This is a genomic window from Duganella sp. sic0402 (assembly GCF_019219065.1).
Classification (GTDB): domain Bacteria; phylum Pseudomonadota; class Gammaproteobacteria; order Burkholderiales; family Burkholderiaceae_D; genus Rugamonas.
The window spans coordinates 1-19,543 of sequence record NZ_JAHUWK010000004.1 but is presented as its reverse complement, the minus strand read 5'-3'; the positions used below and the strand labels follow the sequence as shown (position 1 = coordinate 19,543).

The following is a 19,543-nucleotide window of genomic DNA, read 5'->3' as shown; positions in this document are numbered from 1 at the left end:
ATCAGCCTTTCTTCACGTCAGCCAGCACGGATGCCAGCGTGCGCTGCACCAGGGGAATCTTGAAGGCGCTTTCCGCACTGGGTTTGGCGCCGGCCAGCAACTGCTCGGCGACCGCCCTGGCGCCTTGCGGGAGGCTGGCGTCCGCCGCCGGCACGCGCCACGGCTTGTGCGCCACGCCGCCCAGTGCAACGCGGCCGCTGCCGTCCGGCAGCACCACCGCCGCCACAGAGATCAGCGCGAACGCATAGGATGCGCGGTCGCGCACCTTGCGGTAGACGTGCACACCGCCCAGTGGCTTGGGCAAGGTCACGGCGGTAATCAGCTCGCCCAGCACCAGCGCGTTTTCCACATGCGGCGTGTTGCCGGGCAGGCGATGAAATTCGGCGATGGGTATGCTGCGGGTAACGCCGTCAGGACGCACGGTTTCCACCGTCGCATCCAGCAACTGCATGGCCACCGCCATATCGCTGGGATGGGTGGCGATGCAGGCGTCGCTGGCGCCGAGAATGGCGTGGTTGCGGCTGTAGCCGCCGATGGCCGAACAGCCGCTGCCCGGTTGGCGCTTGTTGCACGGCTGGTTGGTGTCGTAGAAATACGGGCAGCGCGTACGCTGCAGCAGGTTGCCAGCGGTGGTCGCCTTGTTGCGCAGCTGCGCCGACGCGCCAGCCAGCAAGGCACGCGACAGCACCGCGTAGTCGCGCCTGACGCGCTGGTCGGCAGCCAGATCGGTATTGCGCACCAGCGCGCCGATGCGCAGCCCGCCGCCGGGGACGGCTTCGATCTTGTCCAGCGCCAGGGCGTTCACGTCGATCAGGTGCTGCGGCGTCTCAATTTCCAGCTTCATCAAGTCCAGCAGATTGGTGCCGCCGGCGATAAAGCGCGCGCCCGGTGAGCGCGCTGCTATGGCGGCTGCTTCCACCGGCGTTGACGCGCGCTGATAGGTAAAGGCTCTCATGCCGGCCTCCCCGCCACTTCCGTGATCGCGTCGATGATATTGGAGTAAGCGCCACAGCGGCAGATATTGCCGCTCATGCGCTCGCGCAGTTCGGCTTCGCTGAGCAGCGGCTTGCTGTTCAGGTCGGCGCTGACGTGGCTGGGGATGCCCTGCCGGATCTCGTCCAGCACCGCCACGGCGGAACATATCTGTCCCGGCGTGCAGTAGCCGCATTGATAGCCGTCGTGCTTGACGAAGGCAGCCTGCATCGGATGCAGATTGTCCGGCGTGCCCAGTCCTTCGATAGTGGTGATCTTGTCGCCCTCGTGCATGACCGCCAGCGATAAACAGGAATTGATGCGCCGTCCGTTGACCATCACCGTGCAAGCGCCGCACTGGCCGTGGTCGCAGCCTTTCTTGGTGCCGCTCAGGTGCAGGTGTTCGCGCAACGCATCCAGCAGCGTGGTGCGGGTGTCGGCTTCCAGGGTGTGCTGCTTGCCGTTGACGGTGAAGGAAAATGCCGCCTGGCTAGGCGGCGGCGTGCTTGCCTGCTGTTGTTGCTGTTGTTGCGCGTTCGCGCTCAGCGGCACCGCGCTGGCGGTGGCGGACAAGGCGCCTGCGATCAGCACACTGCGCCGGGAAAGATTCACATCGCTAAGATCATTCATATCGTCGCATCTCCTGCCTGTCGTGTCGGGTCGGGTCGGGTCGGGTCTTATACTAAATGCGATACGAATTCAGGTTAAACACGATTGAGCACGCCGCTCGGCATTACCCCTACTCGGCATCCGGGAACTTGCGAATAAACAAAACTTTTCCTTGCGGACCGCCTTAAACATGTATACCATTTGCATCATTAAACGGATGGACACGGGCTCTGCGAGCCCTTTTTAAGACCATTAAAGAAGTATTTTAAATGCCTGTTTAAGCAAAAACCTCAAGGAGTTCTCATGAAGCAGCACCTTTCCTTCCTGCGCCGGCTGGCGACGCTGGCCGCCGTGTGCTCCGCCGGCGCGCTACTCTCGTCCGCAGCATCTGCCGCCGTGCGCAAGTACGATATGAATATCGAAGACACCAGGATCACGCTGGTGGAAAAGCAGCAGTACCACACCTTCGCCTTCTCCGGCCAGGTGCCCGGACCGCTGTTCTATGTCGATGAAGGCGACCAGGTCGAGGTCAACGTCAACAACGTCACCGCGCTGCCGCATTCGATCCACTGGCACGGCATGCTGCAAAAAGGCAGCTGGAAAATGGACGGCATCGCCGGCACCACACAGGCGCCGATCCAGCCAGGCGAAAGCTTCACCTACAAATTCGTCGCCGATCCGTCCGGCACCATGTGGTATCACTGCCACGTCAATGTCAACGAGCACGTGGTACTGCGCGGCATGTGGGGGCCGTTCATCGTGCGTCCGAAAAAGCCGACCGCACTGGAAAAAACCGTGACCAAGGACTTCATCATGATGCTCTCCGACTGGGATTCCAAATGGGCCGACAAGCCCGGCTTCGGCGGCCTGCCCGGCGACAAGTTCGACTACTTCACCATCAACGGCAAATCCTTCCCCGACAACCAGCCGCTGCGCGTCAGCAAGGGCGATGTGGTGCGCATGCGCTTCATCGGCGCGGGCGACCTGACCCACAGCATCCACCTGCACGGCCACGTCATGACGGTGGCCTTCAAGGACGGCTTCCCGCTGCCGCAGCCCTACAAGGCCGATACGCTGGCAGTGGCGCCCGGCGAACGCTATGACGTGATCTTCACCGCCGACAATCCGGGCCTGTGGATGATCCACGACCACGTCGACACTCATGTGATGAACGGCGACCGGCCGATGGGCGGCATCATGACCGTGCTCGAATACACCGAGATCAAGCCGGACAGCTTCTACGACTGGAAGAACAAGAAATTCGAGCCGAACTTCTACTACGAGGAGTCGCTCAAGAAAGGCCCGGGCATTTACACCAACGACGGCTTCAAGGGCCAGGCTGTCCAATAACACGGAGTTTCATCATGCGATTGAGAATACTGATTGCCGCACTGGCGGCTTTCAGCGGCGCCGCTCACTCAGCGGATCTGCTGAGCCAGCAGTGCGTCGCCTGCCACGCCATCACCAAGCCGGCCAATGCCTCGCTGGAGCGGCTGTGGGAACGCAAGGGACCGGACCTGTACTACGTCGGCAATAAGTTCAACAAGCCTTGGCTGGTCAGCTGGCTGCAAAACCCCAGCACCATCCGCGGCGCCGGTGTGATGTACGCCAAGGCCGTCAAGCCGGGGGCGGACAAAAGCATCGACGTGGTCGACGCCGCGCAGTTGCAGCCGCATCCCAAGCTGTCGGCCGCCGATGCCGCCACCGCCGCCGAGCTGCTGATGGCACTCAAGGTCGATGGCCTGGTGACGCCAGGCGCGTTCAAGGGCGAAGCCGGCGGGTCGATGGCTCCGATGCTGTTCTCCAAGCTGCGCGGCTGCACTTCCTGCCACAGCGCCAAGCCCGGTGACAAGCCAAGCTCCGCGCCGGAGATGTACAGCGCCGGCGACCGGCTGCAACCGGACTTCGTGCACGCCTATGTCAGCAATCCGCAGAAGTTCGACGCCCACACCTGGATGCCGGCATTGGGGCTGACCGAAGCCGACCTGCAGAAGCTGACCTCCTACGTCAGCACCCTGAAGGAGAAAAAATAATGAAGTTCTCGCTGAATCATCTGTATGCGCTGATCGCCCTGGCGATCGCGGCCTGCTCGATGGATGCGGCCAAGGCCGACGAGGCCCACGCCGTCAAGCTGTACAACACCTACTGCGTGCAGTGCCACGGCGTCAACCGCGACGGCAACGGCATCAACAGCGCCAGCATGGCCGTCAAGCCGCGCGACCACACCGACACCAAGGCCATGGGCGACACGCCCGACGAAACGCTGTTCAAGGCGATCAAGGGCGGCGGGCTGGCGGTGAGCAAATCCGTATTAATGCCGAAATGGGAAGGAGTACTCAACGACGACGAAATCAAGGAACTGGTCGCCTATTTGCGCGTGGTCAGCAAGACCAGCGCGAAATGAAGACCCATACATTTGAATAACAAGGAAAGCATATGAAAAAACTGAGCATGAGCATTGCAGTCGCTCTGGCGCTGCTGGGGTCCGCCGCCGTGCAGGCGAAAACCGTCAAGATCAACCTGACCGCCAAGGAAGTCGAAACCGCCATCGACAACAAGGGCACCATGTACCGTTCCTGGACCTACGAGGGCATGGTCCCAGGTCCAGTGATCCATGTGGAAGAAGGCGATATCGTCGAGTTCACGCTGTTCAACGACAAGTCCAGCAAGAACTCGCACTCGGTCGACTTCCACGCTGCGCGCGTGGACGTGGTCAAGGACTTCGAGCAGGTCAAGCCGGGCGAGCAAGGCAGCTACACCTTCCGCGCCGATTATCCGGGCATCTTCTTCTACCACTGCGGCGCCGATCCGATGATCCAGCACATCGCACGCGGCATGTACGGCGCCATCATCGTCGATCCGAAAGACAAATCGGCCATGCCGAAAGCGGACCGCGAGTACGTTCTGATCCAGTCGGAGCTGTACGCGAATCCGGACAACCAGGCCGACATGATGGCCAACAAATGGACCAACGTGATGTTCAACGGCGGCATCTTCAAGTATGACCCGGTGCATGATCCGGCCGCTACCCGCATGTTGCAGGCCAAGCCGGGCGAGCGTGTGCGCGTCTACTTCGTCAACGCCGGTGTCAATGAGTTCTCGTCCTTCCACGCCATCGCAGGCATCTGGGACAAGGTCTACCCGAGCGGTAATCCGAAGAACCAGCTGACTGGCTTGCAGAGCTATGTGGTCGGTCCTGGCGACGCCGCCAGCTTCGACATCATCTCGCCGGTAGAAGGCGCGAACGCACTGGTGTCGCACTCGCTGCGCCAGGCGCTGAGCGGCGCCATCGCCATCCTGCAATTCACCAAGGACGCCGATCCAAAAATGGGCCGCGGCGAAAACATCCTGGTGCGCTAAGCATACATGGCGGGCTGCGGCCCGCCATCCGCAAGCACCAACAACAACGAGAGGTCATCATGGGCTTGAAACGAAGGGGATTCCTGGCCAGCGCCGGCCTGGCATTGGCGGCCATCGCGCTGCAAGGCTGCGACCGCGCACAGTCCACACCATCCGGCACCGGCGCACACACGCGCTATACCTGCTCCATGCATCCGCAAGTGATGCAGGACAAATCAGGTGTCTGCCCTATCTGCAATATGAACCTGGTGCCGGCGCAGAATGGCGCCGCACCGGCCGCACCAGCCGGCCATGGCCACCAGCACGGCGGCATGGTGCACGTCGATCCCGCCACCCAGCAGCGCATGGGCGTGCAGCTGGCCGCCGCCAGCATGGCCGAGATGAACCGCACCGTACGCGCCTACGCCACGCTGTCGGCCGATGAAAGCAGCACCGTGGCAGTCAACCCGAAAGTCGAAGGCTGGCTGCGCAAAGTGTACGTGCAAGGCGTCGGCCAACCGGTGCGTCGCGGCCAGATACTGTACGAGATCTACTCCCCCGAACTGCAACAACGCCAGCGCGAATACATCGATCTGCTACAGCGCAAGGATGGCCTGCTCGGCGGTGACAGCATGACCGTGGTCAGCTCCAACATGGCCATGGTCGGCAGCCTGTCCAAGGAAAAATTCCGCGCCCGTTCGCGCCTGCTGGCCGCCGACCTCAGTGAAGACCTGGTCGCGCAGCTCGAAAAAAGCCGCCGCGTGATCGACGTGGTGCCGGTGCGCGCCACGCGCGACGGCGTGGTAACCCAGCTCGCCTCGCACGAAGGCAATTACGTCAACCCGATGCAGCAGATTCTTTCTTACGCCGGCAACGACAGCGTGTGGGCCGAGATCACTCTATTCCCCGACCAACTGGAATGGCTGCGCAACGGCGATACCGTGCAGTTCCGCTCCGGCCTGGACCGCGCGACCGTACAGCGCGCCAAGGTTGACCTCTCCACCGTGCAGATCGACGCGCAGACCCGCACCGCGCGCCTGCGCATGGCGCTGCATAATCCGCGCGGCGCCTTCCGCCCAGGCGCCTTTGCCGAAGTCGAGATCCTGTCCGGCCGCCAGCGCAGCCTCGCCGTGCCGCGCGAGGCAGTGATACGCACCGGCCGCGGCGACTTCGTGGTGGTAGCCGGCACGGACAACCACTTCACCCGCGTACCGGTGCAAACCGGCATCCGCACCGATGAACTGGTCGCCATCACCCACGGCCTGAAGGAAGGCGAACGGGTGGCGGTCAACGGCCAGTTCCTGCTGGATGGCGCAGCCGCCATGCAGGCGCCGCAGCTGATGCAGGCCAGCCTGGGCGGCACGGAGCATACGCGATGATCGCCCGGGTCATCGACTGGTCGCTGCGCAACCGCCTGCTGGTGCTGGCCGCTTGCCTGCTGTTGCTGATCGGCGGCCTGGAGTCGCTGACGCGGCTCAAGCTGGATGCTCTGCCCGACCTGTCCGATGTCCAGGTGATTGTCCGCACCGACCTGCCCGGCCAGGCGCCGCAACTGGTCGAGGACCAGTTGACCTATCCGCTGGCGGCCTCACTGCTGGCGGTGCCGGGTGCACGCGCCGTGCGCGGCTTCTCCATGTTCGGCGAATCGTATGTGTATGTCATCTTCAAGGATGGCACCGACTTGTACTGGGCCCGCTCGCGCATCCTGGAAACGCTGAGCCAGGCCAGTGGCCGCCTGCCGGCAGGCGCCGTGCCCACGCTGGGCCCGGACGCTTCGGGCGTCGGCTGGGTGTATGAATATGCGCTAGTAGACCGCAGCGGCAAAACCGATCCCGCCCGCCTGCGCGCCTTGCAGGACTTTCACCTCAAGCTGGAACTGCAATCCGTGCCGGGTGTGGCCGAAGTGGCGACGCTGGGCGGCATGGCGCGCCAGTTCCAGATCGAAGCCGATCCGGCGCGGCTGGCGGCGCATGGCGTCAGCATGGAACAAGTGGCGCAGGCGGTGAACGACGCCAACCGCGCCGGCGGCGGCGCGCCACTCGATATGTCGCGCGCCGAATACCTGCTGCGCGCCGACGGCTACCTGAAGCAGCCTTCCGACTTCGACGATATTCCGCTGGCCACCGAAAATGGCGTGCTACGCCTGAAGCAGCTGGCCAACGTCAGCACCGGACCGCAGCTGCGGCGCGGGCTGGCCGATCTGGATGGCAAGGGCGAAGTCACCGGCGGCATTGTCGTCATGCGCCACGGCGAGAACGCCATGAGCACCATCGCGGGCGTCAAGCAGCGCCTGGCCGCGTTGCGGAAATCGCTGCCGCCGGGCGTGGAGATCGTCACCACCTACGACCGTTCCTCGCTGATCGAACGCGCGGTGCATACGCTGCGCAATAAGCTGCTGGAGGAATCGCTGGCGGTGGCGCTGATCTGCGGTATCTTCCTGTTCCGTCTGCGCTCGGCGCTGGTGGCCATCGTTACGCTGCCACTGGGCATACTGGCGGCGCTGTGGATCATGCGCGTGCAAGGCGTATCAGCCAACATCATGTCGCTGGGCGGCATCGCCATCGCCGTCGGCGCGATGGTGGACGCGGCCATCGTCATGATCGAGAATATGCACCGCCATCTGGAACAGCATGGAGATACCGACGATATCTGGCCTCTGGTGCGCAAGGCCGCCGGTGAAGTCGGCCCGGCGCTGTTCTTCTCGCTGCTGATTATTACTGTCTCCTTCCTGCCGGTGCTGACGCTCGACGGCCAGGAGGCGCGCCTGTTCGCGCCGCTGGCCTACACCAAGACCTATGCGATGGCCGCCGCCGCGATGCTGGCGATCACGCTGACGCCGGTGCTGATGGGTTACGCGATTCGCGGCAAGCTGGCGCCGGAAAGTGCCAACCCGGTCAACCGCGCATTGCGGCGTATTTATCAGCCGGTGCTGCATGCGGCGCTGGCACGGCCACGCGCCACCATCGCGCTGGCGGCGCTGCTGCTGGCCAGCACGCTGCTGCCGCTGCAACGCATCGGCAGCGAATTCATGCCGCCGCTGGACGAGGGCGACTTGCTGTACATGCCAACCACCATGCCGGCGCTGTCGGTCGGCGAGGCGGCGCAGCTATTGCAACGCACTGATGCGCTGATCGCCGCCATGCCGGAAGTGGCGCGCGTGTTCGGCAAGGCGGGCCGCGCCGACACCGCCACCGATCCAGCGCCGCTGTCGATGTTTGAAACCACCATCATGCTCAAGCCGCGCGCCGAATGGCCGCAAGGCTCGGCGCGCAATAACGCGGAGCTGATCGCCAAGCTGGATCAGACCGTGCGTCTGGCCGGCATGACCAACTCCTGGGGCTATCCAATCAAAACCCGCATCGACATGCTATCCACCGGCGTGCGCAGCGCGCTGGGCGTCAAGCTCACTGGTCCCGACCTGGCGCGGCTGGAACAGCAGGCGGCACGGGTCGAGGCGCTGCTACGCGACGTACCCGGCACCCGCTCGGTACTGGCGGATCGTGCCCAGTCCGGCCGCTACATCGATGTCAGCGTGATCCGCGAGCAGGCGGCGCGCTATGGCTTGTCGGTGGCCGAAATCCAGCGCGCGGTACAGATGGCGGTAGGCGGCGAAAGCATCTCCACCATCGTCTCCGGGCGTGAACGCTATCCGGTGACGCTGCGCTTCCCGCGCGCCGAACGCAACGACCTTGAGGCGCTGGAGCAAATCCGCCTCAAGGGTGCGGACGGCGCCATGCTGCCGCTGCGCGAAGTGGCTCGGCTGAGCATTGCCGACGGGCCGACCGAAATCAAGAGCGACAATGCGCGCCCGGTGGCCTATGTGTATGTCGATATCGACGGGGCTGACGCGGGCGGCTATCTTGAGCGGGCACAGCTCGCGCTGGATCAGGGACTGCAACTGGAGCCTGGCTATACCATGGCCTGGCAAGGCCAGTACATCAACTTCAAGGACGGCAAGGCGCGGCTGTGGAGCGCGGTCGGCATGACGGCGTTGCTGGTATCCGCCCTGCTCTATCTGCACTTCCGCGATCTGCGCAAGGTGGCGCTGGTGCTGGCCTGCCTGCCATTCTCGGTGATCGGCGGCTTTTGGCTGACCTGGCTGCTGGGCTACCAGATATCGGTCGCGGTGGTGATCGGCCTGATCGCGCTGGCTGGCGTTGCCACCGAATTCGGCATCGTCATGTTGCTGTATCTGGACCAGGCGCTGGCCGAGCGTCCGCATGATCCTTACGCCGCGATCCTGTCCGGCGCGCTGCTGCGGCTACGGCCGAAGGCGATGACGGTGGCGGTGATACTCGGCGGGCTGCTGCCGGTGATGCTGTCCGATGAAGCGGGCGCCGATGTCATGCAGCGCATTGCCGCACCGCTGATCGGCGGCATGGTGACTGCGCCGCTGTTCTCGCTGATCGTCATCCCGGCCGTCTACTGGCTGGCGCTGCGTCCGCGCGCTACTGTTGTGGCACAGGGAGCGCCAGCATGAAAGCCCTGCTCGACCTACTGCGTTCAATGCGCTTCGCCATCGCCATCCTCACTGTGGTGGCCGTCGCCGCCAGCATCGGCTCAGTGCTGCAACAAAGCCAGCCAGCTGTGGTCTACGTCAGCCGCTATGGCGAGTTCTGGGCGGCCTTTTTCAGCTTGTGCGGACTGACCGATATTTATCACGCCTGGTGGTTCTATACGCTGCTGGTTTTCATGGCCAGTTCCACCGCGCTGTGCCTGTGGCAGAACACACCGTCGATGCTGCGCGATATGCGCAACTATCGCGAAAATAAAAGCCTGGCGAGCCTGCGCAACCTGGAATGCCATGCCGAACTTGCGCTGTCCGCACCACCCGCCGCCTTGCGCGACTACTTGCGCCAGCATGGTTTCCGCCACAAGCAGGTGAACACGGCCGGCGGCACGCTACTGGCTGCGCGGGCCGGCAGCGCGCGCCGTCTAGGCTACCTGCTGGTGCACGGCGCCATGGTGCTGATCTGCGTCGGCGGCCTGATCGATGGGACCATATCCTACCGCGCCAGCATGACAATCGCGGAGGGCGCCAGCAGCGATACTGGCCTGCTCCAGAATGGCGATGCGATCGCCGAGCAGAAACTGCCATTCAGCGTGCGCCTGAAGTCATTCCGCATTGACCACTATCCCAACGGGCAGCCGATGGATTTCAGCAGCGAGATCGACATCGTCGACAACGGCGTCGTGACGCCAGCCACCTTGCAGGTCAATCATCCCTACACCTATCGCGGCGTGACGCTGTTCCAGTCCGGCTTTGCCGATGGCGGCAGCCAGGTCACGCTGCGGCTGCATGGCACCACGCCGCACGATATCCAAGGCATCATCGGCGACAGCGCTCCGCTACTGTTAAACGGCCAGCCGGCCACACTGGAATTTACCGAGCTGCGCGCCATCAATGTCTTCGACAAGGAGCGCGGCGACGCGGGCGGCTGGCACTCGCGCGGCATGCCAGGCGAGCGCACCCGCGACATCGGTCCATCGCTCGCCTTGCGCCTGCGTGACCAGCAGGGCCAGGCGGATACCTGGCTGCTCTACCAGCAGGCGATCGATATCGACGGCGCGCACTATCGTGTACTCGGCCACCAGGCGGGCAGCCAGGAAGCCATGGATTACCTGCGCATTCCATTGGGCGCCGATGGCGGCATCGATGGCTATCTGCGTCTGGCGGCGGCATTAGCCAATCCCGAACAACGCGCCATGGCAGCGCAGCAGGTCGCCGCCAAGGTTGCCGATCCGCGCTTGGCGGCGACGCTCAGCACCACCTCCTCCGCACTGCTGGAAGCCTTTCAGCACGCCGGCTACCGCGCCTTGAGCGAACTGTCAGCACAGCGCGACGATCATGAGCAGGCGCGCAAAACCGGCCAGCTCTACCAGGAACTGCTGGAACGTTCAGCGTCACTGCTGGCACCCGATCTCAGTCCGCGCCAGCTGCATGACGCACTGACCGCCTACGACGACACACTGTCAATGAAGCTGCCCGCGCTATTCACTTTCGAGCGTTTTAAACAAGTCAACGCCACCGGCCTACAGGTAACACATGCGCCCGGAGCGAAGCTGGTCTACCTGGGCTGCGCACTGCTCGCGCTGGGCGTGTGCGCCATGTACTTCATCCGCGAACGCCGCTTGTGGCTGCATACCGCCGACGGCAAGCTGCTGCTGGCCTTGAGCGCCAACCGCAACACCCCGGCCCTCAAAGCCGAATTCGAGCGCCACACCGCCGCCATCGCGCAGCTGGTGGGCGCCGTCACACCATGAGGTAAACAAGATGCTTGCGTATTCCCATCGCTATACCACCGTCATCGGCCCGGACCGCCGCAAGCTGCTGCGCAGCGGCCTGTACGTTGTGCTGCTAGTTGGCGCCACCTGCTACGCGCTGCTGCGTCACGATGCCCATATGGATATCTTCGACACCGCCATCCTGATCGCCAGCGCCATCGGCCTGGCGTGCATGGCGCTGGCCTGGAACGCGTTACAGCTGCTTAGCGTGAGCGCGGCGGCCATGGCGCTGCTCGCGATAGCGCTGTACCGCCAACAGCTGGTGGCGGCCGATCATGTGTTCCTGCTCAAGTATTTCCTGTCCAGCCAGTCTGCCATCATGTGGATGGGCTTCAGTTACTGGTCTTCCACCGTGCTGTACGCGCTTGGCTGGTTGCGGCGCTCGGCCAACTGGATGCGCCTCGGCACGCGTGCGGCGTGGATCGGCAGCCTGTTCGGCCTGGCCGGCCTGCTGGTGCGCTGGTATGAGTCCTATCTGATGGGCGCGGACATCGGCCATATCCCGGTGTCCAATCTGTACGAAGTTTTTGTGCTGTTCAGCTTCCTGACCACCATGCTGTACCTGCACCTGGAACATCATTTCGGCAGCCGCCAGCTAGGCTTGTTCGCGATGCTGCTGGTCAGCGCCGCTGTCACCTTCATGTTCAAGTACGGCGCCGGCGCGCACGAAATCCAACCGCTGATCCCGGCGCTGAAATCGTACTGGATGAAAGTGCATGTGCCAGCCAACTTCATCGGCTACGGCGCATTCTCGATGGCGGCCATGTTCGGCGCTGCCTGGCTGCTGGCGGGCCGGCCGTTCTTCGCCAGCCGCCTGCCTGGCCGCGCGTGGCTGGATGAACTGTCGTACAAGGCGATCGCGCTGGGCTTCGTGTTCTTCACCATCGCCACCATTCTTGGCGCGCTGTGGGCCGCCGAGGCGTGGGGTGGCTACTGGTCGTGGGACCCGAAGGAAACCTGGGCGCTGATCGTCTGGCTTAACTACGCCGCCTGGCTGCACGCCCGCCTGGTGCGCAATATGCGTGGCGCGGTGCTGGCCTGGTGGTCGCTGGTCGGCTTCGCCATCACGCTGTTTGCCTTCCTCGGCGTGAATATGTTCCTGTCCGGCCTCCACTCCTACGGCAGCCTGTGATGCATACCTCGATTGCCTTCATCAACCTTGGCCTGGCGGCGCTGCTCGCCAACCTGCCCTTCCTGCGCCTGATTGGCATGCGCAGTTGGGGGCCGGTGCTGAACGACCTCGCCGGCTGGGCCACCGGCTATGTGCTGTGGATGACTGCAGCCAGCATGCTGGAAAACGCGGTCGGCAAGCCGTCCGGCCATAACTGGGAAGTGTGGGCGGTAACGCTCGCGCTGTTTGCGGTGCTGGCCTTTCCCGGCATCGTCTGCCGGCACCTGCTGCGCAAATAAACCCAACAACCGATCAAAGGAAAATTTTATGTCTATCTCAACCCGCTCCTTGAAAGGGGCACTATTCGCGCTCGCCACAGGCGCCCTGGCCATTCAACAAGCCTGGGCCACAGACGCTGAGCCACTGCCAACCGCCACCATGGCCATGGTCACCATCAGCGGCGGCCGTCCTACCTCGCTGCCCACACAAATCCCGACCACCATCGAAGGCATCACCGCCGCGCAGATCGAACAGAGCATTAACGCTGCCGACGCTGAAGACGCGCTCAAATACTTCCCCAGCCTGAACGTCCGCAAGCGCTACATCGGCGACTACGACCACGCAGTACTTGCAAGCCGCGCCTCCGGAACCGGCAACAGCGCGCGCTCGCTGGTGTATGCCGACGGCATCCTGCTGTCGAATTTACTTGGCAACGGCGCGACCTACACGCCACGCTGGGGCATGGTCGCGCCGGATGAAATCGAACGCGTCGACGTGCTGTACGGGCCATTCTCCGCCGCCTATCCCGGCAACTCCGCCGGCGCGGTGGTTGACTATCTGACCCGTATGCCGACTAGCCTGGAAGTGCACGCGCGCCTTTCCGGCTATAGCCAGGGCTTCAAACTGTATGGCGCCGACCATCGCTACGGCGGCCGCCAGGGCAGCCTATCGGTCGGCAACCGGCATGGCGACTGGTCGTGGTGGGTCAGCCTCAATCATCTGGACAACAACAGCCAGCCGATCACCTTCGCCAACAAGCTGCTCAGCGCTGGTGTGCCGGGCAAAGGCGGCACGCCGGTCAGCGGCGCCATCAGCGACAAGAATCCATCCAACGCCGACTGGCTGATCCTTGGTGACACCAATCAGATCCACACGCAGCAAGAGCATGCCAAGGTTAAACTGGCTTACGACCTGACGCCGTCCATACGCGCCAGCTACACGCTTGGCTGGTGGCAGAACGATGCCGACCGCCGCGTCAACTCCTACCTGCGCGACGCGGCCGGCAATACCGTCACCAGTGGCGCGATCAACATCGACGGCCGCCAGTACACGCTGACGCCGGCCGACTTCGCCCCCGCCAGCGGTGCGCTTGAACACTGGATGCAGGGCCTGTCGCTGAAGAGCCATACCAAGGGCGTGTGGGATTGGGAACTGGCGGTCAGCGACTACGATTACCGCAAGGACCTGGTGCGTACGCCAACCGCCTTCATCAACACGCCGGGAGCGAAGACTGGCACGTTGACCGACATGGGCGGCAGCGGCTGGAGTACGCTGGCGGCCAAAGGCATCTGGCGCCCAACGGGCGATCAGCGTCACATCATCGATTTCGGCATCCAGCGGGATAGCTTCCGTTTGCGCACGCTGGTGTCCAACACTATGGAATGGCGAGATGGCGCAGCCGGCGCCAGCGCCTCCAGCTTTAACGGCGACACGCGACTGGAAAGCCTGTACGCACAAGACACCTGGCGCTTTGCGTCAGACTGGAAGGCCACGCTGGGCGGACGTCTGGAGCGCTGGTCCGCCTTCAACGGCAGCCTTGGCAGCGGTTCGACGCTCAAGCGCTTCGGCGAACGCCACGAAACCAGCTTCTCGCCCAAGCTGGCTTTATCGCGCACGCTGGATCAGGACTGGACGCTTAAAGCCTCCGCAGGCCGCGCGGTGCGCTATCCGACAGTCGCCGAGTTGTACCAGGGCGCCATCGTTGGCGACACGCTGATGAACAATGATCCCAACCTCAAGCCCGAGCGCTCCGTCACCACTGAGCTGAGCGCCGAACGCAAGCTCGATCAGGGCTTGTTGCGCGCCACCTGGTTCCACGAAACCACGCGCGATGCGCTGTACTCGCAGCGTAACATCACCGTCACGCCCAACGTCACCAACATTCAGAACGTCGGCCGCATTCGCACCAACGGCATTGAACTGGCGGCACAGGCTGACAACGTGCTGTGGACCGGGCTGGAACTGAACGGCAGCATCACCTACGCCGATTCGACCATCATCGACAACCCCAACTTCCCGGCAAGCATCGGCAAGGACCAGCCGCGCGTGCCGCGCCAGCGCGCCACCCTGCTGGCCAGCTACCGTCCCAACGATGTATGGTCACTCAGCCTGGGCGCGCGTTATAGCGGCAAGCAATGGGGCACGCTGGATAACTCCGATCCCAACGGCTCCAGCTACACCGGCGTTTCCAGCTACCTCGTCACCGATGCGCGACTGCGCTATCGTTTCGACAAACAGTGGAGCGCTGCGGTCGGCGTCGACAACCTCGGCAACCGCAAATATTGGGCCTTCCATCCGTACACGCAGCGCACCTTCATCGCCGAACTGCAATACGATCTGCGTTAATGAAGCGCGGCGCTTACGGCTCGCGCAAGCGCCGCGTCCAGTCCTCGATCTGTAGCGACTCGGTGCGACGGGTAAATGTGGTGCACCAGTTTGCGGACAGCTGCTCGATCTGCGCGGCCTGCCGCCATTCGTCCGGCAGCGTATCGACGCCGAACAGCGCGCTGATTAAACGCGCCATCGGCCATTCTGGCTGCGGCCGCGCAACCAGTTCCAGCGTATCGCCGCTGCCGATCCAGCCTTCTTGCAGCACGCGGTAGTACCAGCCGGTTGCGCCTGAATGCTGCATCGCCAGCGCGGCGTCTTCGCGTTGCAGCAAGCGATTCAGCTTCCAGCATGGCTGCCGCCCTTGCGACACCTGCGCCAGCGCCGATCCGACGCGGTAGACATCGCCAATGAACACATTCTGTTCCGTCATGCCGGTGCTGGAAATATTCTCGCCAAACGCGCCGGGCCTCATCGGCACCGGGCTATCCGGATACTGCGCGCGCCAGTGTGCGTAATGCTCGGCCGCATAGTGATGCACGGCCTTCTCCGGACCACCGTGATACATGCGATCACCCTGTTCATCACCCTGAAGACCGTTGAACGACAGCCAGACCTTGCCCGCCTGCAGCGTCTTCACGATACCGCTCGCCACGTCGGCGTGACCATTCCTCGGCAGCGGCTTGGCCTTGCCGATGAACAGCGCGTCGATCACGCTACGCATGTCAGCCAATCCCGAATGACGGCTTGGCCTGCGCGTTCAAGCTGCGCGCCATAGCGTTGAGTATCGCTGCGCAAAGCCTGCAAGTTAACGCCAGCGTGATGCAGCTCCACGGCATGCCCGGTGAGCCACTGCTCCAGCGCTGCCGGCTCGAACTCCGCGTGGAACTGTATCCCCAGCGCGTGCTGGCCGACCATGAAGGCCTGGCAAGGCGTCCCCGGCGTCGTAGCAATCGACGCTACGCCATCCGGCAAGCAGATGTTATCGCCATGCCAGTGCAGCACCGGGACATCGCGCAAATGCGCCAATGGGCCAGCCTGTTCGCTGATATCCAACGTAGACCAGCCGATCTCCTTGCCCGCAGCCCTGCTCCCCACTTCGCCGCCTAAAGCAAAGGCCATCAACTGCGCGCCAAGACAAACACCCAGCATCGGCCGTTTCAATTGCAGCCGCAACTTGATGCCTTCAATCTCCGCAGCCAGCCAGGGATACTGAGCCGTATCGTTGACACCGATCGGACCACCCAGCACCACCACCAAATCAGCCTCCCCCCACTGCGCGGCCGACAATGGCAGAGATGCGTGCTGATACCTCACCCGATACCCAAGCGCCTCCAACGGCGCAGCAAACGTCCCGAGATTTTCAAATCCAACGTGATACAGCACGATGCAATTCATAACTCACCTCAAAATAGGAGTCCTAATTAAAATAATCATAGCACACCTCCACGGCAACTGCGCTAACGACCCGAAGCACTATTGAGGAATATCGTTGACGCATTCCCGATCGGCGCAAACCATGCAACGATGGATACGCCAACAGAAAAAGACTACATCGATGTCAAATTGCAGGCCGTAATCGAAAGATTCAACGGCGAAGCAAAAGCACATCAGATGGCGACTGTAGTGGTCAACCCATCCCGGACACTACGTTAAGTTTTTCTTCGGTGACGGCCGGCGCCAATCCTTCATTGAACTGATGTGGCCGTATCCAGTTATACCGGTGCATCAGGTAGTGGCTGATGTCCCGCTGTGCTTCCTGTGCCGTCATGTAACCGGTGGACGGCAGCCATTCCGTTTTGAAGCTGCGGAAACAGCCGTTCCATCGGGGAGTTATCCCAGCAATTTCCCCGACGGCTCATACTCTGTCGTATACGATAACGCCACAAGCGCTGACGGAATTTTCGACTGCCGTACTGGCTCCCCTGATCCGAATGAAACAGTAGCCCCTGCGGTCGGCCTCGCTGCTCGTAGGCCATTTCCAGTGCTTGCACAACAAGGTCAGCGTCGGGCCTTGGCGAGAATGCCCAGCCCACCGCGCGGCGCGCGAACAAGTCCAGTACCACGGCCAAGTAATACCATCGCCCTTGCGCCCAGAGTAGAGTAAGAGGCAGGGCGTAGTCGAACTATCTCCCTGCCTCTCCTCTCCGAACCGGACTTGCACCTCTCAATGCATCCGGCTCTCCATTCAAGTGCTGCTCATAGCAAAGGCAACATCGGCGTAGCGCGACTCAATGGTTCGCCGCGCATCGCCCCTCACGATGTACGGATTTTCTGACGGAGTCCGCCATTTGAATTGCCCCTTGCGGCTTGTGACTAGACGCCGAAGCGCTATCGCTCCATACCAGCCACGGCTGTTACGGCCTTCTACTACCCATGTCTTCGCTTGCCCCGGTTCTGGTTCATAGACATGGTCGCGCATCAGGGACGGGAAGCCCCGCCGATACTTACGCGCAAGCCAGTACCCAAATTTCCAGAAGACAGTGCGGTCCATCTTGCTAAACATAGTGGCCGTAAAGTCGGTGTACTGATAGAAGTTTGCCCATCCTGCAAGTTGCCGATTCAGGCTTTCCACGACATCCATCCGGTTTGCACCGTAATCGCCCGACAGCTGCCTGACCAGTTTCTCGGCAAAGCGTCGGTACTTCTCCCAAGGTATTGTACTGACAGGCCGCATGCGGCCTCGTGGACCTCGCTTACGGATGATGCGATGGCCGAGGAAAACAAAACCATCGTTGACGTGCGTAACACGGGTTTTCTCCATGTTCAGCGTCAGCTTGAGTTGGTCTTCCAGAAACCCGCGACATGCTTCGCGTACTGCCTCCGCGTCCGCCTTGGTCCCTTTGACGACCACCACAAAATCATCAGCGTAGCGACAGTATGATATTGCAGGTATCCACTGCCGGTTTTCTCTCACGGCGATGGGGCGCCGATTGAGGATGCCGAAGTTCCACGCCCACCGGTCTTTGCGCACCTTCTTGTTAAGGTAATTCATCTCCATCCAAGCATCGAACTCGTGCAACATGATGTTGGACAGCAATGGTGAAATTACCCCGCCTTGCGGGACGCCTTCGCTTGCTGCTCGAAACAGACCGTGATCAACGCATCCTGCCTTGATGAATTTCCAGAGCAGTTCCAGCAAGCGCTGATCGGCGATACGCTTACGAATTCCCTTCATGAGCAGGCGGTGATGTACGGTATCGAAGTAGCTGGCTAGATCACCTTCGATCACCCAGCGGCCTGCGGTACTTTCAGCACCACCATCTTGCAGTTGAAGTTTCACCGTACGTATCGCGTGGTGCACGCTACGGGCCGGTCTGAATCCATGTGACGCCGTATGGAAATCGCTTTCCCATATGGGCTCCATCACCATCAGAACAGCCCGTTGCACAATACGATCGCGAAGACAAGGAATGCCCAGCGGCCTCATTTTGCCGTTCGCTTTAGGAATCAATACACGCCGCGCTGGCAGCGGGCGATACGACCCCGCCAACAGTTCGGCACGGATCGCCGCAAGTTCATCGTGGAGATGCTCGTCCATTCGAACCTTGTCGATACCGTCGACGCCCGGCGTTTTGGCTCCGCTGGAGGCCAGCGTAATACGAGCCGCTTCACTGAGCCAGGCTTTGTCGGCGACGAGCCTCAGGAGACGGTCGAACTTGCGCTCTTTGTTTTCCGTGGACCATGTCGCCAGCTTGCTTTGTATTTCACTGATTATCAAAGGTCTTCACCTCATTGTGGTCAGTTAATCGACCAAGCAAACCACTTGAACTACCTCCCTTCGCCATGTGACCGGATTTCCCGATCTCGGACTACTACGGAGGTTCCGCCAGCCTGCACGTCATCGGGGGCACACTCCCTTCGCATCCGTGCAGACCTTCCCCAGTTCACATGCTGGACTTAAACGCATGGGCGAGGTTGCCTGTCGCAGCCTTTGTCCTTGCTTTCCGCAAGTCGTCGCGGATGTCATGGTCTAGCTACGCGCTCTCCATGCCCCCATGTCGATCAGCATACATGTCTGATCGACACTCGCGATTTCAGGTCTTACGTGTAACTGAAACCGATCCACGTCCTGCCTGTTAAACAGTGTAGGCAGGGGTGACATTTCAACCCTCAGGTGCGGATTAACAGGTTCGTTTTCCTCAACCGTCCCATACTCAGCCTAGAGGTTCATCTTGGCGTAACTGTTTCGCCGCAAACCCCGTTTCCCACGGACTTCGTCACCTTGCCAGTGTCGGCAAGTCACCGCCGCTTCGGCTCACTTCTTCTCGTAGCAGAAGAAGGGCATTCCCGAAAAAAAATGAGACCTTATCGGTCCTGCATTCCAAACATGCTCAAGCAGCTTCACCCCTTGTGGGCGGGCTACGCTGGCTGGGCGTACCATAGGTGATGTCCCCGCACCAGACCTGATTTGGCGCCTCCACTATAAATTCACGATTGAGGTGGTTCGGAATATCGACCCGCTCTACCGTGGCCTGCTTATAGGCATGGCTGCCAGGCTGCTTGCAGACCAGCCCCAACTCCTCCATCAAACGACTGACTTTGAAGCGGCCAATTGCCGTGCCTTCCTCGCGCATCATGCCCACGATGCTGCGACTTCCCGCCGAACTACGGCTCTCG

Annotated in this window: 15 protein-coding genes and 2 pseudogenes; 10 read left to right on the top strand and 7 right to left on the bottom strand. The window is 62.1% G+C overall.

Translation table 11 applies throughout. The annotated features are described in order from the left end of the window. Position 1: 1 nt before the first annotated feature. Together KW842_RS11860 and paoA are read right to left on the bottom strand one after the other, a co-directional pair. Positions 2-955: a xanthine dehydrogenase family protein subunit M gene (locus KW842_RS11860; protein WP_218304314.1), complete on the bottom strand. Its 954-nt coding sequence runs from the start codon at positions 953-955 to the stop codon at positions 2-4. Continuing rightward, the gene (gene paoA, locus KW842_RS11855) at positions 952-1,602 is read right to left on the bottom strand and encodes an aldehyde dehydrogenase iron-sulfur subunit PaoA (RefSeq protein ID WP_218304313.1); all 651 of its coding nucleotides are present in this window, start codon (positions 1,600-1,602) and stop codon (positions 952-954) included. The genes KW842_RS11860 and paoA overlap by 4 nt, the downstream gene beginning before the upstream one ends. 282 nt (positions 1,603-1,884) lie before the next feature. Between paoA and KW842_RS11850 the strand changes: the two genes are divergently transcribed. From KW842_RS11850 to KW842_RS11805, 10 genes are read left to right on the top strand one after another with little or no spacing between them, the layout of a single operon-like run. Continuing rightward, positions 1,885-2,931 carry a multicopper oxidase domain-containing protein gene (locus KW842_RS11850; protein ID WP_218304312.1) on the top strand — a complete coding sequence of 349 codons (1,047 nt, stop codon included), beginning with the start codon at positions 1,885-1,887 and terminating at the stop codon, positions 2,929-2,931. A 14-nt stretch (positions 2,932-2,945) separates the two neighbouring features. Then, positions 2,946-3,614: a cytochrome c gene (locus tag KW842_RS11845; RefSeq protein ID WP_218304311.1), complete on the top strand. Its 669-nt coding sequence runs from the start codon at positions 2,946-2,948 to the stop codon at positions 3,612-3,614. After that, positions 3,614-3,985 carry a cytochrome c gene (locus tag KW842_RS11840; protein WP_218304310.1) on the top strand — a complete coding sequence of 124 codons (372 nt, stop codon included), beginning with the start codon at positions 3,614-3,616 and terminating at the stop codon, positions 3,983-3,985. The genes KW842_RS11845 and KW842_RS11840 overlap by 1 nt, the downstream gene beginning before the upstream one ends. A gap of 32 nt (positions 3,986-4,017) precedes the next feature. After that, positions 4,018-4,941 (top strand): multicopper oxidase domain-containing protein, encoded by a 924-nt coding sequence (locus KW842_RS11835; RefSeq protein WP_218304309.1) that lies wholly within the window; start codon positions 4,018-4,020, stop codon positions 4,939-4,941. 59 nt (positions 4,942-5,000) lie between these two features. Beyond that, positions 5,001-6,299: an efflux RND transporter periplasmic adaptor subunit gene (locus KW842_RS11830; protein WP_218304308.1), complete on the top strand. Its 1,299-nt coding sequence runs from the start codon at positions 5,001-5,003 to the stop codon at positions 6,297-6,299. After that, positions 6,296-9,400, top strand: a complete 3,105-nt coding sequence (locus KW842_RS11825) for an efflux RND transporter permease subunit (protein ID WP_218304307.1) — start codon at positions 6,296-6,298, stop codon at positions 9,398-9,400. Before KW842_RS11830 ends, KW842_RS11825 begins: the two co-directional genes overlap by 4 nt. After that, positions 9,397-11,184: a cytochrome c biogenesis protein ResB gene (locus KW842_RS11820; RefSeq protein WP_218304306.1), complete on the top strand. Its 1,788-nt coding sequence runs from the start codon at positions 9,397-9,399 to the stop codon at positions 11,182-11,184. Before KW842_RS11825 ends, KW842_RS11820 begins: the two co-directional genes overlap by 4 nt. A gap of 10 nt (positions 11,185-11,194) precedes the next feature. Then, complete coding sequence (gene ccsB, locus KW842_RS11815; protein ID WP_218304305.1) at positions 11,195-12,337, top strand: c-type cytochrome biogenesis protein CcsB; 1,143 nt, start codon at positions 11,195-11,197, stop codon at positions 12,335-12,337. Continuing rightward, positions 12,337-12,615: a DUF2818 family protein gene (locus KW842_RS11810; protein ID WP_218304304.1), complete on the top strand. Its 279-nt coding sequence runs from the start codon at positions 12,337-12,339 to the stop codon at positions 12,613-12,615. Before ccsB ends, KW842_RS11810 begins: the two co-directional genes overlap by 1 nt. 28 nt (positions 12,616-12,643) lie before the next feature. Continuing rightward, complete coding sequence (locus tag KW842_RS11805) at positions 12,644-14,941, top strand: TonB-dependent receptor (RefSeq protein ID WP_218304303.1); 2,298 nt, start codon at positions 12,644-12,646, stop codon at positions 14,939-14,941. A 13-nt stretch (positions 14,942-14,954) separates the two neighbouring features. Here the strand turns inward: KW842_RS11805 and KW842_RS11800 are convergent, their stop codons facing one another. From KW842_RS11800 to KW842_RS11780, 5 genes and pseudogenes are all read right to left on the bottom strand, one after another. Further along, a complete protein-coding gene (locus KW842_RS11800) occupies positions 14,955-15,647 on the bottom strand; it encodes an MOSC domain-containing protein (RefSeq protein WP_218304302.1) in 693 nt (230 codons plus the stop codon). Further along, complete coding sequence (locus tag KW842_RS11795) at positions 15,635-16,321, bottom strand: glutamine amidotransferase (RefSeq protein WP_218304301.1); 687 nt, start codon at positions 16,319-16,321, stop codon at positions 15,635-15,637. Before KW842_RS11795 ends, KW842_RS11800 begins: the two co-directional genes overlap by 13 nt. Before the next feature lie 232 nt (positions 16,322-16,553). Next, a pseudogene (locus KW842_RS11790) lies at positions 16,554-17,031 on the bottom strand (IS3 family transposase); the annotation flags it as partial. Between the two features lie 80 nt (positions 17,032-17,111). Further along, positions 17,112-18,644: a group II intron reverse transcriptase/maturase gene (ltrA, locus tag KW842_RS11785; RefSeq protein WP_229223648.1), complete on the bottom strand. Its 1,533-nt coding sequence runs from the start codon at positions 18,642-18,644 to the stop codon at positions 17,112-17,114. Positions 18,645-19,305: 661 nt separating this feature from the next. Next, a pseudogene (locus KW842_RS11780) lies at positions 19,306-19,543 on the bottom strand (IS3 family transposase); the annotation flags it as partial.